The sequence below is a fragment of the Brevibacillus fortis genome (genome assembly GCF_003013395.1).
GTDB classification, from domain to species: Bacteria; Bacillota; Bacilli; order Brevibacillales; family Brevibacillaceae; genus Brevibacillus; species Brevibacillus fortis.
The window spans coordinates 58,564-75,099 of record NZ_PXZM01000023.1; the positions used below are offsets into that span (position 1 = coordinate 58,564).

15 protein-coding genes are annotated in these 16,536 nt (G+C 47.7%); 10 read left to right on the forward strand and 5 right to left on the reverse strand.

Annotated elements, in window-relative coordinates:
• Positions 1-12: 12 nt before the first annotated feature.
• A complete protein-coding gene (locus tag C7R93_RS14495) occupies positions 13-1,608 on the forward strand; it encodes an N-acyl-D-amino-acid deacylase family protein (RefSeq protein ID WP_106839475.1) in 1,596 nt (531 codons plus the stop codon).
• A gap of 49 nt (positions 1,609-1,657) precedes the next feature.
• Here C7R93_RS14495 and C7R93_RS14500 read toward each other — a convergent pair whose 3' ends face one another.
• Both C7R93_RS14500 and ytvI read right to left on the reverse strand, forming a co-directional pair.
• Positions 1,658-2,884 carry a pyridoxal-phosphate-dependent aminotransferase family protein gene (locus tag C7R93_RS14500; RefSeq protein ID WP_106839476.1) on the reverse strand — a complete coding sequence of 409 codons (1,227 nt, stop codon included), beginning with the start codon at positions 2,882-2,884 and terminating at the stop codon, positions 1,658-1,660.
• A gap of 60 nt (positions 2,885-2,944) precedes the next feature.
• Complete coding sequence (gene ytvI, locus C7R93_RS14505) at positions 2,945-3,976, reverse strand: sporulation integral membrane protein YtvI (RefSeq protein WP_106839477.1); 1,032 nt, start codon at positions 3,974-3,976, stop codon at positions 2,945-2,947.
• A gap of 261 nt (positions 3,977-4,237) precedes the next feature.
• On the opposite strand from ytvI, the gene C7R93_RS14510 reads away from it, so the two are divergent.
• The 3 genes from C7R93_RS14510 (at position 4,238) to C7R93_RS14520 (ending at position 7,524) form a co-directional block, all read left to right on the forward strand.
• A complete protein-coding gene (locus C7R93_RS14510; RefSeq protein ID WP_106839478.1) occupies positions 4,238-5,512 on the forward strand; it encodes a cation:dicarboxylate symporter family transporter in 1,275 nt (424 codons plus the stop codon).
• A 216-nt stretch (positions 5,513-5,728) separates the two neighbouring features.
• Positions 5,729-6,256, forward strand: a complete 528-nt coding sequence (locus tag C7R93_RS14515) for a TetR/AcrR family transcriptional regulator (protein ID WP_208637823.1) — start codon at positions 5,729-5,731, stop codon at positions 6,254-6,256.
• A 74-nt stretch (positions 6,257-6,330) separates the two neighbouring features.
• Complete coding sequence (locus C7R93_RS14520) at positions 6,331-7,524, forward strand: MFS transporter (protein WP_208637824.1); 1,194 nt, start codon at positions 6,331-6,333, stop codon at positions 7,522-7,524.
• Positions 7,525-7,570: 46 nt separating this feature from the next.
• On the opposite strand, the gene C7R93_RS14525 is transcribed toward C7R93_RS14520, so the two are convergent.
• The 3 genes from C7R93_RS14525 to C7R93_RS14535 all read right to left on the reverse strand — a co-directional run bounded on the left by C7R93_RS14525 (position 7,571) and on the right by C7R93_RS14535 (position 10,644).
• On the reverse strand, positions 7,571-9,007 hold the full coding sequence (locus C7R93_RS14525) for a sensor histidine kinase (RefSeq protein WP_106839480.1): 1,437 nt from the start codon (positions 9,005-9,007) through the stop codon (positions 7,571-7,573).
• A gap of 93 nt (positions 9,008-9,100) precedes the next feature.
• A complete protein-coding gene (locus C7R93_RS14530; RefSeq protein ID WP_106839481.1) occupies positions 9,101-9,886 on the reverse strand; it encodes a hypothetical protein in 786 nt (261 codons plus the stop codon).
• A 110-nt stretch (positions 9,887-9,996) separates the two neighbouring features.
• Positions 9,997-10,644 carry a response regulator transcription factor gene (locus C7R93_RS14535; protein ID WP_106839482.1) on the reverse strand — a complete coding sequence of 216 codons (648 nt, stop codon included), beginning with the start codon at positions 10,642-10,644 and terminating at the stop codon, positions 9,997-9,999.
• Between the two features lie 644 nt (positions 10,645-11,288).
• Here C7R93_RS14535 and C7R93_RS14540 point away from each other — a divergent pair.
• Genes C7R93_RS14540 through C7R93_RS14565 form a run of 6 tightly spaced genes read left to right on the forward strand, consistent with a single transcriptional unit; the run spans position 11,289 to position 16,485 of the window.
• Positions 11,289-12,197 carry an NUDIX hydrolase gene (locus tag C7R93_RS14540; RefSeq protein ID WP_106839483.1) on the forward strand — a complete coding sequence of 303 codons (909 nt, stop codon included), beginning with the start codon at positions 11,289-11,291 and terminating at the stop codon, positions 12,195-12,197.
• Positions 12,198-12,221: 24 nt separating this feature from the next.
• A complete protein-coding gene (locus tag C7R93_RS14545) occupies positions 12,222-13,082 on the forward strand; it encodes a TIGR02452 family protein (RefSeq protein ID WP_106839484.1) in 861 nt (286 codons plus the stop codon).
• Positions 13,079-13,792, forward strand: a complete 714-nt coding sequence (gene pnuC / locus C7R93_RS14550; RefSeq protein ID WP_106839485.1) for a nicotinamide riboside transporter PnuC — start codon at positions 13,079-13,081, stop codon at positions 13,790-13,792. Before C7R93_RS14545 ends, pnuC begins: the two co-directional genes overlap by 4 nt.
• Positions 13,780-14,838, forward strand: coding sequence for a multifunctional transcriptional regulator/nicotinamide-nucleotide adenylyltransferase/ribosylnicotinamide kinase NadR (gene nadR / locus C7R93_RS14555; protein WP_106839486.1), 1,059 nt, complete (start codon positions 13,780-13,782; stop codon positions 14,836-14,838). Before pnuC ends, nadR begins: the two co-directional genes overlap by 13 nt.
• Before the next feature lie 41 nt (positions 14,839-14,879).
• A complete protein-coding gene (locus tag C7R93_RS14560) occupies positions 14,880-15,467 on the forward strand; it encodes a DUF1802 family protein (protein ID WP_106839487.1) in 588 nt (195 codons plus the stop codon).
• A gap of 34 nt (positions 15,468-15,501) precedes the next feature.
• Positions 15,502-16,485 carry a quinone oxidoreductase family protein gene (locus C7R93_RS14565; RefSeq protein WP_106839488.1) on the forward strand — a complete coding sequence of 328 codons (984 nt, stop codon included), beginning with the start codon at positions 15,502-15,504 and terminating at the stop codon, positions 16,483-16,485.
• Positions 16,486-16,536 lie beyond the last annotated feature (51 nt).

Sequence of the window (16,536 nt, forward strand, 5' to 3'; positions counted from 1 at the left end):
GGAGACGTTTACATGATTCAGAAAACGTTTGATATCGTCATACGCAATGGGGTGGTTTGTGATGGTACAGGAAATCCGTGGACGAGGCTGGACATTGGGATCGAAAACGGGCGGATTGTCCATATTGCGAGATTGGTTTCCTCAAGAGGAATCACGGAAATAGATGCGACTGGAATGGTGGTCACTCCTGGTTTTATTGATGCACATGTTCACTCAGATTTGTGGTGTACGCGACCTGATATTCACCAAATTCGGGTGTTGCAGGGAATTACGACCGAACTTGCAGGTCAGGATGGGGTTTCTGTTGCTCCAGTGACGAGCGAGACGAAACCACTCTGGATGAAGCAATTGAAAAGAATCAATGGTGACATCGGAGAGTGGCCCTGGGAAAGCATTGAAGAATATCTTGCATTCCTTGAGCAGGTGAAGCTGACTGGCCATATAGCCTATTTGGTACCACATGGAAATATCCGATCCATGGTAATGGGATTCGCTGGTAGAGAGGCTACGCAAAAAGAAATCGCAGCGATGCAGGAGTTGGTAGAACTAGGCATGCAGCAGGGCGCATTTGGCGTGTCGTCCGGTATCCAATACCCGCCTTGTGTCTATGCGAATAAGGAAGAATTGGTTGGAATCTGCAAGGGTGCTGCTAAATACGATGGCTGCTTTGTTGTTCACATCCGTAACGAAAGCAATTACTCGTTGGAGGCATTAGACGAAGTGATCGATGCAGCACGCAGTTCGGGAGTTCGTCTGCACGTCTCTCATTTTAAAATTTGTGGTGGCAGAAATCGGGATAAGCTGAACATTGCCTTGGAGAAGCTGGAGCAGGGGCGTGCTGACGGTATCGAGATTACGTTTGATCAATATCCATATGCAGCAGCATCTACTTTTCTCCATGCCATTCTTCCCCCATGGATGCATGATGGTGGTATCGCCAAAATGTTGGAGCGGCTACATGATCCCAATGTTCGCGAGCAAGCAAAAGAAGAAATGGAGCACAACGGGGAATACGACAATCCCGTCAGAAACAACGGCTGGGACAATCTTGTCATTGCATCTGTAGCCTCAGCGAACAATCGGAAGCTGGAAGGAATGAATTTGCAGGAAATTGCCCAGCAAAAAGGGATGGATCCGGCAGATGCCGCATTTGATCTTTTGGTGGAAGAAGAAGGCGAGGTAACCATCATTATCCACTGGGGGGACGATGCTGATGTCGAGAGAGTGATGAAGCATTCGCTACAAATGGTGGGTTCAGATGGTGTGTTCGGCGGAAAGCCCCATCCCAGGCTCTACGGTTCATTTGCACGTGTGCTAGGTCATTACGCAAGAGAGAAACAATCGTTTCCACTTTGGGAAGCCGTGCGAAAAATGACAGGCGCCCCAGCTCAATTGCTGCGGTTGCGGGATCGAGGATTTTTGCGAGAAGGATACTGGGCAGATCTCGTCGTATTTGACCCGAACAAGATCGTAGACCGGGCAACATATGAGGCACCGATGCAGCAGTCAATGGGTATTCGCCATGTGCTGGTCAATGGGAAGATCGCCGTGTCAGATGGGCGTCTTACAAATGTGACTAGTGGCACGGTAATTCGCAATCAGTTGTGAACATAATAAAAGCCGCTCGGGTATTATTTTGCCCAGGCGGCCTTTGTTTTTAGCTATGATAAATATCTAAAGCAGCTTGTACAGCCCGTCCTGCATGCACACGCGCTCCATGCCGGATGAGAACCGCTTCTAGTGCGCCAAGCACATGCAAAATATTTTTCTTGCGGCAGCTGTAGCCCATTGTGCCAATGCGCCAGATTTCCCCTTTTAACGGACCAAAGGAGCTGGCAATTTCAACGTGAAAATCCTCGAGCAGCATGGAGCGGACTGACTCTCCGTCTAGCCCTTCAGGAATTTTGATGCAGGTCACGACGGGAAGCTTGCAAGCAGGATCGCCGTAGAGCTGCAAGCCCATTGCCAAAACGCCTGCGACCAAGGCTTGTTCATGCAAGCGATGTCTGGCGAATCTCGCTTCCAGACCTTCCGTGAGGGCAATGCGCACTCCCTCGCGCAAGGCGTACAGCATCGTGGTCGCCTCCGTATGGTGGTTCAGCCGTGCGGGTCCCCAGTAATCCATGAGCTGGCTCAAATCAAAATAGTTGCTGCGGATCGTTCGGGTTTGAGCAGATTTCGGAGCAGAGGGATCAGCGAGTCCACGCTCAATTTTTTTCCGTTGGAGCAAGAGCGCTTCTACACGAGAATTAAACGTGATGGGAGCCATCCCAGAGGGAACAGACAAGCATTTTTGCGTGCCGCCAATACATGCGTCGATAAACCACTCATCTACCTTCACGTCTGTCCCACCGATCGAAGCGACAGCATCGACGACAAACAGAACATCCATCCGACGGCAAGCTTCTCCGATTTCTTTCAAAGGCTGAACACATCCGGTGGATGTTTCGCCGTGAACCATTGCTACGATTTTGGGCTGAACTCGCTCGATTTCGGCAATCACGTCCTGCGGCTCAAAGACACTTCCCCAGCGCGTTTCCATCGTAATCACATCTGCGCCGTACCTTTCCGCAATCTCGGTGAGCAAGTGCCCGAAACGTCCATAAATGGGCACAAGCACCCGATCTCCTGGTTCGATCATGCTACACAAAACGGCCTCAATACCAGCCCGTGAAGTCCCATCAATAGGAAATGCCCAATGATTGGATGTCTGAAACAATTTCCGAAGCATTTCCATTGTTTCGTTCATGATGTTCGTGAATTCTGGATCGAATTGTCCCAAAATGGGTGAACCCATCACGCGAAGAACACTAGGCTCGGCTTCGACGGGACCAGGCGTCATGATTGTCCGTTGTGACATGGTCATTTCTTTGTATGCATGCATAAACTCTCCCCCAAGTCTTTCTATATCAACGGCCGCAGCCCTACTTATCTTTTATGCCCATCAAAAATCTATTTTGAAATTCAAGAATCCAGCTTTCCGTAACGCCTCGTAGATGATGACGAGCGCTGGACCGAGTATCAGCCCGAAAAATCCCATCACTTGAAAGCCGAGGAACAAGCTGACGAGAGCCGCCAGGGCGCTAATTCCCAGATTAGATGCGAGTACCTTGGGCTCAATAATGCGGCGGACGACCGTAATCACGAGGAAGATGACGATCAGGCCGATTGCCAAATATGAGTTGCCCATCAAGAAGTTGTAAATAGCCCATGGAACGAGGAACGAGCCTGCACCCAAGATGGGGAGAATATCGACGAAAACGATTATCAGTGAAATGACGGCTGCATACTTGACCTGCAAAATGAGCAATCCCAAAAAGGACAGCGTGAACGTCATTAGGCTCAATATGATTTGGGCACGTAAAAATCCAACGGTGGCACGGTTCAATTGAGAGATGACTACCTCGACCTTTTCACGAGCTGACACGGTGAACATTCTCATGAAGCCAGCACGCAATTTCGGCAAATCGAGACTGATCAAAAACAAGGCAACCAAGTAAATAATCGTGGAAATCAAAAAGCCCGGAACGATGGCTGCCACACCGAGAATGCCTTTGGCAACCGTAGAGGCTGAAGTAAGCGCCCAGCTTTTAAGTCCAGCGAAGACACCTTGGATTTCCGAGACAGTTTCGGCAGGTAATGATTCATAGTAAGTTTCCCAGCTCATCAAATAGGACTCGACCAACTCAAAAATATGCTGTGAAAAAGCTGGCAATCGCTGAGCCAAATCAATTCCCTGAATCACGATCTGCGTACCGATCCAATACAGTACGATCCCAAATGAAATGAGGAAGAGGAAAAAGGACGCGATTACCGCACTCATCCGATTCATTCGTAGCCTTTTGATCAGAAACAAAACGAGTGGTTCTACCAGAATTGCTGTTAAGAGTGCTAGCAAGAAGGGGACGGAGTAAGGCAAAAGAAACAACCCGACTGCCAGAACCAGTAGCAGGATGATCATTTTCCGAATCGTCATGACTGCGCTCCATTCTGAATGAAAATCGCTGAAAATTGATTCCCTTATTTTATCATTTTTCCAGAAGCGAACACAATGAGCCCAATAATATCGCGATTTGTTATAGATTATCAGAAAAAATAAAGAAATGAAAACAATACAAAAAAGGGGAAAACACAAAAAGTCATGATATGATGCTCACCTATATACCACTCAAGTTTGATGCGTATTAGCATATCGACTTGAGAGTTACATCTTAATCTTTCATAGCGAGGTGTCAGAATGAAGCGGTTTGGATTAGCGATGCAGATTGTCGTCGGTCTCATTCTGGGTATCCTGGTGGGTGCTCTTTTTTACGGCAACCCGGCAGTGGCGACCTATTTACAGCCTATCGGTGATATTTTTCTCCGATTGATTAAAATGATTGTCGTTCCGATCGTTGTTGCCACGCTTATTGTGGGCGTAGCAGGCGTAGGCGACATGAAGAAGCTGGGCAAGATTGGTGGTAAGACGATTCTGTATTTTGAAATCGTTACCACGATTGCCATTATCGTTGGTCTTTTGGCAGCGAATATCTTTCAACCGGGTGTCGGCGTGGATCGAACAGTTCTTACCAAGACCGATATCCACAAGTATGTAGACACGGCAGAAACGACACAAAGCCACGGCATGGTGGAAACATTCGTCAATATTGTGCCAACCAATGTGTTTGATGCACTCGCTCGTGGCGACATGTTAGCGATTATTTTCTTCTCCGTTCTATTTGGACTTGGTGTAGCAGCGGCAGGAGAAAAAGGAAGGCCCGTTCTCAACTTCTTCAATGGGGTTGCGGACGCGATGTTCTGGGTTGTTAACACGATCATGCGTTTTGCTCCGTTTGGTGTTTTTGCACTGATTGGTGTTACCGTTTCCAAATTTGGTTTGTCATCGCTCATTCCGTTGGGCAAGCTGGTTATTTTGGTTCACTTTGCCATGCTGTTCTTCATCATGGTGGTATTGGGCATCATCGCACGTATCAGCGGAGTCAAAATCACTTCCATCCTGCGTGTACTGAAGGACGAGCTGCTCTTGGCTTACTCCACTTCCAGCTCCGAGACTGTACTGCCTAGAATCATGGTAAAAATGGAGAAGATGGGCTGTCCGAAGGCGATCACATCCTTTGTTATTCCGACAGGCTACTCCTTCAACCTGGATGGTTCCACGCTGTACCAGGCACTAGCTGCTCTGTTCATTGCGCAAATGTATGGTATTCACATGCCAATCAGCACACAGATCACGCTGATGCTCGTACTGATGGTTACGTCCAAAGGGATCGCTGGTGTACCGGGAGTATCGTTCGTAGTACTGTTGGCTACGCTCGGCTCTGTAGGTCTCCCAGTAGAAGGTCTTGCTTTCATCGCCGGTGTAGACCGTTTGATGGATATGGCTCGTACGGTTGTTAACGTAGTAGGTAATGCGTTGGCAGCAATCGTGATCTCTCGTTGGGAAGGTCAGTTCGACAAAAAGAAAGCAGACGATTATGTTCAGGCAGTAAAAGCTGATCCGACTGCTGCTTAAGATTAACCCATAAATAGTGTGTAAGAAGCCTCCTGTCAGTGTAAGAGCTGGCAGGAGGCTTTTTTTGCTTTGGGTTAAAAAGCGCTTCGTAATAAATGGCGGGTGTTTTTAACTGGACTGATCGTTCCTGAAATGTTATATTGCTTCTACAGATAAGGAGGGGATAGTATCGGACGGTCTAAAGAGTTTAACAAGGAGCACGTAATTCATAAGGCAATGTTAGTTTTTTGGGAAAAAGGTTACGAAGCGACAAGCATTCCGGATCTATTAAAAGCAATGGAATTAAGCAGATCGAGTTTGTACGAAACCTTTGTAGACAAAGAGACGCTATATGTTGAAGCAGTGCAACATTACAAAAAAATAAGCCAGAAAAAAAGAAATCTCTTGGTAAGTGCGTCGTCTGCGAAAGTTGGAATCCGGCAGTATTTTGATCAGCATATTACTTCCGCTTTTGATGAGGATTTGCCCAAAGGATGCTTGATTACAAACGCAACGCTTGGCTTGGATTCACCGGATGAACAACTACGCAAATTGATACGAGACAGTTTTGAGGAATTGGAACAGGCCTTTGATGAACTTCTAAGCAAAGGACAGCAGACGGGAGAAATCGACTCCAAGAAAGATAGTAAGGCTCTATCACACCTATTGCTTAACCTTAATCATAGTATCAATGTAGTATCAAAGGTGAAAACAGATAAAAAAATTATTTATGACATGATGAACACAGTTATTGAGATGCTATAAACAAATTTTTTTAACCTTTTCGGAACGATCGTTCCAGAAATAATGACTTAATCACAAGTAAAGGAGCGTTAACTTTGATTTCAATCGAAGGTAAAAAAATTGAAAAGCCTTTTTCGGCGTGGATCATATTCATTCTTGCTACAGCTTGCGGACTAATCGCCGCTAATCTCTATTATTCGCAGCCTCTAGTGGGTCCCATTAGTTCGGCACTTGGGATATCTTCTGGGGCAGCTGGCTTAATCGTCACCCTTACTCAAATTGGTTACGGAATTGGATTATTCTTTATCGTACCCTTGGGAGATATACTTGAAAACCGAAAGCTTGTTGTCGTGTCATTGCTCCTCACTGTAGTAGCTTTGACGCTTGCGGCTGTAGTCGAAAGTGCTGCCCTTTTTCTCACTGTTTCACTGTTCATCGGGTTGGGATCAGTTGCGGCTCAGGTACTCGTACCGTACGCAGCTCAACTTTCGCCAGATGCTACGCGCGGCCGAAATGTGGGGAATGTAATGAGTGGTTTGTTGCTCGGTATCATGCTCGCTCGTCCCATTTCAAGTATGGTGGCGGAGTTTTGGGGCTGGCGGGCTGTATACTACTTATCCGCCACAGCGATTTTTGTGTTGGCTCTATTATTGGCAATGGTGCTTCCTGCAAGACAGCCGTTGACCACCACACGATACCCGGCACTTTTGGGTTCTATGTTACATTTACTCAAAACTACGCCGATTCTGCAACGTAGAGCCATCTACCACGCCTGTGTGTTCGCAACTTTCAGTTTGTTCTGGACTACGGTTCCTTTGTTATTAACAAGTCCGATTTTCCATTTTTCACAAAAGGAAGTTGCCTTGTTTGCGTTGCTTGGAGTATCCGGGGCGGTAGCTGCACCAGTGGCAGGCCGACTTGCCGATAGAGGCTGGACTCGACCAGCCACAGGAATAGCGTTAGCATTCGTTATTATTTCTGGAATTCTACCCCTTGTAATCCAAAGCAGTTCAACATCCGCTTTAGTAACTTTGGTAATTTCAGCCATTCTATTAGACATGGGTGTTTCAGCAAATCTGGTTCTCGGCCAACGTGCAATTTTATCATTGGGTGCTGAGTTTCGAAGTCGGCTTAATGGTTTATACATGGCAATCTTTTTTGCTGGCGGTGCTATAGGCTCTGCGACAGGAGGATGGGCATATGCTATGGGTGGCTGGAGTGCAGCATTGTTGATTGGAATAGCTTTACCAGTCATTGCGTTTATTTATTATACGACAGAGAAAAAGTAACGCGTTCGATAGTTGAATGCTGACAGAAAAAAGGCTAAGCTCCTACTCATTGAAGGATCTTAGCCTTTTGGTTCCACTCATTCCTATTTTCAGCAGGAAAAATGATGGTAGCCTTTGTCCCCATCCCTGGTTCAGAAGAAAAGGTGAGCTCGGCACCGTGAGAATCTGCGATCTGCTTGCACAGCGTCAAGCCTAATCCGGCTCCGCCGCCATTTCGAGTGCGCGCGAGATCTACGCGATAAAACGCTTCTGTGATGTGGAGGAGATGCTCCCCAGACATTCCTTTTCCATTATCTTCGACCATCACTGTTTTTTGTCCATGATTCAGAAAAGCAACCATCTTGATATGTCCATTAGCACCACAAGCCTTCAACGCGTTATCTACGAAATTGACGAGCAAAATATGCATCAAATCAGAATCACATTCCAATGAATCGAAGTGACATTCTGATGTAATCTGAACATTTTGTTTTGCTGCCATAAGGGAAAGAGCTTGCTCGACGCCAAGAAACAGCTGCTTTATTTCTACAGTCTTTCGCTCGATCTTATTTTCACGAAGGGTTGCCAAATCCAGTAAACGATACGCAATCTGTTGAAGTCTGCGGCTTTCCGACATGATGTAGGTTGTGGCAAACAGCTTGTCGTCTTCTGTGCGAGCCACCTTTTGTATGTATTCTGCATAGCCGTAAATAGTCGTGAGCGGTGTGCGGAGCTCATGTGCAAAGTTATCGATAAATTGCTGCTTCTGCTGCGCGGCTGTCGCTAATTGCTGAATTTGATTCTGAATTTCCTTTGCCATATGATTAAAGCTTTGCGCCATTTCGGTCAGCTCGTCTTGTCCAGACACAGGAAGCCGGGTATCATACGCACCAGCCGCGATTTGGCGGGATGTTTGTGATATCTGCGAGAGTGGCTTAAATAATTTATAGAGCAATAAGTGAAGACCAAAAGCAAACAAAACAGATACAATCAAGCCAGCGAAAAACAGCATGTTTTTCATTTGCTTCCAGGCAGCAATCCCATCTGTTATGTCGTATAGGTACACCATTGTATATAAATCATAGGGAGCAGGCAGCTTTCCTGAAACGAGGACCGAGGCGCGGTCGCCTGATTCTTGTATAGAAACGAGTCTGCTGCCGTCTCCCGGTAGCTCAAGAAACCCGTTTGGGACCGATAAGACAGACGAATTTGAATAGACCAGTTCCTTGTCTTTAAAAAGTCCCAATGTCACGTTTTGATCCCCGGCAAGATAGCTGTATGGCTGGAGCAGAGACGGTATGGAGCTGTCGAGATCCGTTCCGCGCCCTTCTACCGCATGAAAATCTTGGAGGAGCGCAGATGTGATGAAATAATGCTCGTCCAAACTTCTTTCTTGTGCACGATGGATCGTGTCTTTGAAGGCCGTGATCGATATAATGACGATCCCTAGGTTGAATGAAAACAAAAAAAGGGCAAGGGTTGTTAAAAAGGTCCGGTATTTCATAGATTTCCTTCATTTCACCTCTGGTTTCATAAAAGAACGCGCAACTTATTGGGAAAAAGCCGCCAGCATGGTGTGGCGGCTGAAAAGGCTCCCTTATTTTTGGGGCTCGGCGCTCTTCGGATAGTATATTTTTGCGTTGGGGTGGTCCTTGTACTTTTCTTTAGCATGATAGGTGGCACCGATGAACTCTTTATCATTGCGCGCTATATACACAGTGGCGATTTCACCGTTCTCGCCTGTGACCTCCACCGACATGAGGGGGTCATTGTTCTCGACCATGCTTTGGATTTTGTATACAGCGGACTTGACTGGACCGTGGACAATATTGTACTTTTCTGCTGCCTTTTTGGCTAGGTCCACATACTCCTGCGGATTTTTCGCAAGCTCCTCATCGTAGGTCTCTTTTTCTATGAACGTTCTCTCACGGAACATGTCGAAATATTCTCCGGTAACAGCGTCGATCATGAAGGAATAATTGAGCTTGTCATTGATTATTACTTCACCGTACCACTGTGCGCGAGGAAGGTCTTCACGTGGCTGTTGGTATCTCATTTCTACCACCTTCCCTTCCAGGCTCAGGGCATATATCTCCCAAAGGGCTTTCGCTCCGATTTCCGCCGCCGCTTCTTTTGTAATGTCTTTACTCGTTGGCATTTGGTTGTTCATGGCTTTCACGGTATAATTCGTTTTTTTGTATCCGGGCGGCAAACTGTTTTGTGGCGTTTGGGAGGGGGCGTCCACAGATTTTGCGTAACTCGTTGGAACCGTATCCGTTTTATTGTAATTCGCTGCCGTTACGACTTGGACCATTCCTTGAAAAAGCAATGTGCTGGTGCCAATGATAGCTGCTGCTGCCAAGATGGTTTGTTTTCCTTTCATAAGTAACCTCTCCTTTTTTTTGATTAGTTGTGATCACAAGTAGAAGTATAAGAGGGAGGGATTATAGAATCGTCACCAGGTTGTTAGGGAGTTGTAAATGTTTAGGCGAATTACACTTCGAGACGATATCCCATTTTGTAGACCGTTTTAATTCGTGAATCCATATCCAGCTTTTTGCGCAGCTTTTGAATATGTACATCGACTGTTCGCGTATCTCCGACGTAATCGTAGCCCCATGCGAGCTCCAGCAGCTTTTCCCTCGAAAGGGCAATATTGCGATTGTTCACCAGTACCTCCAGCAGGTCGAATTCTTTGGGGGTATATTCCACTGGATGATCGTGCAAAAATAGCTGCCTGCTTTCGAAATCGATTTTGACCCCATCCAATTCAAACGTCTTGCTCGTCTTTTTCGTGCGCCGCAAAACGGCATCTATCCGTGCGAGCAACTCCAGCATTTCAAAAGGCTTCACCAAGTAATCGTCTGCGCCAAGGGTAAGACCCTTTACTTTGTCAGACAAGCTGCTTTTCGCCGTCAGAAAAATAGCAGGCGTCCCGCGAATTTGCCGGAAAATCTCGTATCCATCCATCTCGGGAAGCATGATATCCAGCAAAACGAGATCGATCTCGCGCTGAGAAAGCTCATGAATGGCGGCGCTCCCGTCCAGTACTGAAATACATGTATGTCCAACTGCTTGTAAATTTCGTTTGATTAACTCATTAATCGGGATTTCATCCTCGACAATTAAGATGGTAGCCACCCGGATCACCTCTTGCGTAAGAGTAGCATGGGGATGTTATGGAGTTGTAAAAAGATGATAATCCGAGTTATTCGACCATTGCCAGCGCAAAAATGCACATGCTCATTTGCCGTTTCTTCAAAGTAGCGCTGTTGAATAGCAGCTGCACTCAGGCGCCTGAATAATGGGAAAATAACTGTTCATCAGGAAAAGCCTCCACCATCTCATTCACCACACGTGCGACATGGTGGACTGGGATAAGTTCCTCAATATCGAAAAGGATCTCGTCCTTCCTAAAATGTTTGTGTGGTAACTTTCATTTTACAAGAAGAGACGATTTTTTTGTGCTTTTTTGAAAAACGGGGCCCCAGGAAGTCAGTCAAAACCGACTTTCTGGACAGCCTCCTTATCTCCTTTTGTTACTCCAGTTAACCACTTATTCGAATTTCAGGTTGGGAAACCTTAGTAAGGAACAATACATCGATCAAAAAGATAATCAGCTGTATTGACTTACATCATTAATAAAAATCCCTCACTCTTGAAGTGGGGGATTTTTTGTTGACACCAAAAACAGGAAAGAGTAATATGATACCAACAACTTGATAATAACATTTTGTTAATAACAAATAAGTAACAACAATTCGGCACCTAAAAGAGGCGATTGCATGAAAGATCAACCATATGTCAATAAAAGGGGTCAAACCGAACAGGAGTACTTGGAGGCTTATGATGTCAGCCAATTCGAGCGGCCGTCTGTGACAGTCGATATGCTGGTATTCACCGTGATGGATGAGCTGGAGGAAAACTACCGCAAGCTATCACCCAAGTCGTTGAAAATATTGCTCGTGAAGCGTGGTGAGCATCCGTATATCGGCCAATGGGCGTTGCCAGGTGGGTTTGTTACACCTGGGGAGAGTCTGGAGGAGGCAGCCAGACGTGAGCTGCGTACGGAAACAAACGTAGACGACATTTATTTGGAGCAGCTCTACACCTGGGGCGATGCGGGCAGAGATCCGCGGACATGGGTCATCAGCACGTCGTACATGGCGTTGGTAGACAGCTCGTCTTTACAGCTGCAAGCAGGGGATGATGCAGAGGAAGCAGAGTGGTACCGCATCGAGGACAGGTGGCTGAAAGAAACGAAGACGGCGACAAAGGATGGCTCCATTACTGAAAAATGGTTGGAGCTGCGACTTGCGCACGAGAGAGAGGAACTGTCTGCCACGATAAAAATCACCAAAACAGTAACGGGCCGTACCGTACGTGAGACCCGCGAAATTGTAGAGACGCACAACATTGCATTTGATCACGCCAAAATCATTCAATACGCACTGGAGCGATTGCGTAACAAGATTGAATACACCGATATCGCTTTTGCCTTGATGCCAGAGCTGTTCACGCTAAGCGATCTGCAACAGGTGTACGAAGTGATTTTGGGACGAGAGCTGTTGGCTGCGGCGTTTCGCAGGAAGGTAGCCGACAAAGTGCTGGAAACGAATCAATATCGAAAGCATGCCGGGCACCGACCATCCAAGTACTTCCGCTTTAACCCGGAATGGATGGATCAGACGTAGCCCTTTACCAGGGAGGAAATCACAATGAATCAGGGACACAATCGAAGCGGGCGGGTGCGGATCGCGCAAGAGACGCTGCAAATCATAGAGCAGGGCTACTACGTGAACAAAGCGGGAGAAAAAAAGAGCATTACGGAGGATCTAGCTGCTGCAATCAGCCAGTCGGTTCTGTATCGTCCAAATGATTTGGCAGCAGACACCGTGCAACTGCCATCGCATCAAACAACTGCTGCACAGCTGCGTGCCAAGGTCGAGGTTACCACAGAATCAAGCCTGGATGCAGCGAAGCGACTCGTCGTTCACGAGAAAAGAACAGATGCAGTATGCTTGAATTTTGCTTCCGCCAAAAATCCGGGTGGAGGATTCCTCGGGGGAAGCCAGGCGCAGGAAGAGAGCTTGGCGCGTTCCTCTGGGCTTTATCCTTCTATCGTGCAGATGCAGGAAATGTACGCTTATCACCGCCAGTTGAAAACCTGCTTTTATTCCGACTACATGATTTACTCGCCTCGGGTTCCTGTCATCCGAGATCAAAGCGATCAGCTTTTGAATGATCCATACCTCTTGTCTTTTATTACGGCGCCTGCTGTGAATGCTGGGGTTGTTCGTGAGCGAGAGCCAGAAAATATCGCGAAGATTGGTCCAGTCATGAAGGAGCGCATCCGGAAAATTTTGCGGGCAGCAGCCATTCACAACCACCGGACGATCATTTTGGGAGCGTACGGCTGCGGAGTATTCCGCAATAAAGCGGGGGACGTAGCAGATTACTTTGCGACTGTTTTGATCGAGGAACAGTATGCACAGCTTTTTGACCACATCGTTTTTGCCGTCTACGACAATTCTGCGCGCCAGGAAAACCTGCGAGCGTTCAAGGAGAGATTCGCATGAATGCGAAAAGCACCAGCTTTTTAGCAGACTGGAATTGGTTTGAAAAAATTTGGCTTACCTCATTTACACTCGTTACCCTCTACTTGTATGTCGCACTGGATGATACATGGATTGGCTTGATCACCTCCTTAACAGGAATGCTGAGTGTCGTGCTCGTCGCCAAAGGGAAGACGTGGAGCTACTACCCGGGTATCATCAACGTTGTTCTGTACGCGTTCGTCGCCTATGGTCAGAAGTACTACGGCGAAGTGATGCTGAATCTTCTTTATTTTTTGCCGATGCAATTCATTGGACTCTACCTGTGGCGTAAAAACCGTGTGTCCGAAGTCAGACAAAATGACGTCAAGATTACGATTTTATCCAACCGAGCACGCATCTGGTGGACCATCTTGAGCATCGTCGCAACGATTGCGTATGGCTTTGTATTGAAGCAAATGGGCGGGGCTTTGCCGTTTGTCGATTCCTTGACGGCGGTTCTCTCAGTCATCGCGATGCTTTTCATGGTTAAGCGCTTGGTCGAGCAGTGGGTGGTCTGGATCATCATTGATTTGTTCACGATTTACATGTGGCTGGTAGCGTTTTTGAAAGACGGCAGTGATATCTCGATGCTGGTCATGTGGTCTGCCTACTTGGTGAATGCCGTCTACGGTCTGATGAACTGGATTCGGCAGTATCGCAAGCAAAGGGAGGAGCAGACATGGGGAGCGTAGGCTTCATTGGCGGCAAATTTTTGCCACTGCATCAAGGGCATGTATATGCGATTACACAGGCTGCCTGTCGCTGCGACGAGCTGTACGTCGTTCTCTCGCACAGTCCGACTCGGGACCAAAAACTGTGTGAGGAGGCAGGAATCAAACCGATCCCCTATGAAGTGAGGTTGAGATGGCTGTCTACGCTCGCAAAAGACATGGAAAATGTCCGAGTGCTTGCAGTCGAGGATCGTGCGGACAGCGACGAGAGCTACGATTGGGAGGCGGGAGCAGCGGACATTAAGCGCAAGATCGGGAAAAAAATTGATCTGGTCTTCAGCTCCGAGTCCGGCTACGACCCTATTTTTCGCCGCCTGTATCCAGAGGCAGAGCACATCATCCTCGATGAATCGCGTAGCCAAGTGCCGATTTCCGCTACCCAGATCCGAAGTGAAGGGATCTACGCCCATTGGCAACACATTCCGACTGTTGTTCAGCCCTACTTCGTAAAAAAGGTAGTGGTGGTAGGAACAGAAAGCTGCGGGAAGTCTACCATGACACGCTATCTCGCGAAAATGTACAACACGGTGTTTGTCGAGGAGTATGGGCGCACAATCTGCGAAGAGGTTGGGGGCTGCGATACGATTTTGACACCGGAGTATTTTCCGCATATCGCATATGGCCACAAAATGAAAGAGTACGAAGCGCTCCAGAAAGCCAACAAGCTCTTGTTCATCGATACAGAAGCGATTGTTACCCAGTTTTACTCCGAGCTGTACACCGGACAAACTTTCCCTGTTCTCGACCAAATTGCCGAAGTGCAAGCGTATGATCTGTGGCTGTTCATGGAGCCGGATGTCGCGTGGGTGGATGATGGACTGCGTGTGCACGGTGAAGAGCAAGTACGCTGGAACAATCATGAAAAGCTGCGCCAGATGCTGGATGAGCGGGGAATTACGTACGTGACCCTCCGAGGGAATTATGCCGAGAGACTGCAAGGAGCTATGCAGCATGTCGACCAACTGTTGAAGACGACTTCTCAACGAGCTGGAATTGGGCTAGACTAAAGTCATCAAACGATTCTGACAGTAGAAGGGAGCCGTGCTGCATGCAGTCGATCGTACAGCCGCTATCCCCCCTTAGCTTGAAGGAATGGGCAGTCGCCGTCAAAGCACTTGGAGAAGGTGAGCAGATCATCACGATCCGCAAGGGTGGATTATACGAAGAAACACGAGAATTCCGCTTGGAAAACAATCAATTTTATTTGTATCCGACCTATGAGCACCAGAAGCGCGAGATGGTAAAGGCAGACTACCAACACCTGTTAGATGCGACCCTCGAAGGCTGGACAATGGACAAGAAGACGGTGACGATCGAGTATTTTGCCGAAGTAACCGACGATGTAGAGCTGATGGACGAAGCCAATCTGCGTGCGCTTTCTCCGTTCCACATCTGGACGGATAATTTCGCAGATGTGCGTTTGCATTGGAAGAAAAAACAGCCGCTGCACATTTTGTTCGTGCGGATGTATCGATTAGAGAATCCGGTAGAAATCCCGATTGACGCTGCATATCAAGGCTGCAAATCTTGGCATGATCTATTGGTGGAGATTCCTCAGGCTGCGTTTACGCCTGTGCTTTCCGATGAGGAGTTCGCAGCGAAAAAAGCTGCGATCATGGCCGTTCTTCAAAACTAACATTCCATTCCGCTAATGTCTGGGAGGAGTTCTTATGAAAGCAATCTTGGTAACAGAGTTAGGCGGCCCGGAAACGATGAAATATGCGGAACTCGAGATGCCGTCCATGTCAGCTACACAGGTCCTGATCCGCGTCGAGATGACCAGTGTCAATTTTGCCGATATCAAATCCAGATACGGAAAAAAGGGGGCGGCAAAGCTGCCGTTTATCCCGGGACTGGATGCGACCGGCGTAATCGAACAGGTAGGGGCAGAGGTGCAAAGTCTTAAGGTGGGCCAACGAGTCATCGCATTTCCTGCCAACGGATCATATGCAGAGTATGTCGTGGCGGATGAGAGCTTGACCTTTGCACTACCAGATCAAATCACAACGGAAACAGCAGCAGCTTGCCCAGTCGTGTCATTTACTTCGTATCAGCTCTTGGCGAAGGTTGCCCGCATTGCGAAAGGGGAAACGGTATTGATTCACGCTGCGGCAGGCGGGATCGGGACGACGGCAATTCAATTAGCCAAGCTGCTCGGAGCAGGACGTGTCATCGGCACAGTTGGTAATGAAGCAAAGGCGGAGCTTGCCTTGTCAGCCGGTGCCGACCATGTGATTTGCAATGATCGCGAAGACTTTGTGGAAAAGGTGCGTGAGCTGACGGATGGTGCGGGAGCCGATGTCATTTTGGACTCGATTTCCGGAACGGTGAGCGAGCGTAGTCTCGAGTGCCTCGCTTGGTACGGTCGACTGGTCCATTTCGGCAATGCCAGCGGCGAAATCGGTCAGATCAAGACGATTGACCTGCACGCAAGCTGCCGCTCTGTATTAGGCTTCAGCTTTGGTACGACACGCAAGCTACGTCCACACTTGTTGCATGACACAGCCAAGCAAGTCTTAGACTATTTAGCGAATGGCCAGCTCGATATCAAGATCGGTAAGCAGTTTGCATTGGAAGAAGCAGCGAGCGCCCATGCGTGGGTAGAGAGCAGGGCGAGCACGGGAAAAGTTCTGCTGGATGTGCGTTCGAGGTGAATGTTATGCAGATGATTTCAACAAGCGAACTGGACAAAAACGTAATCACTG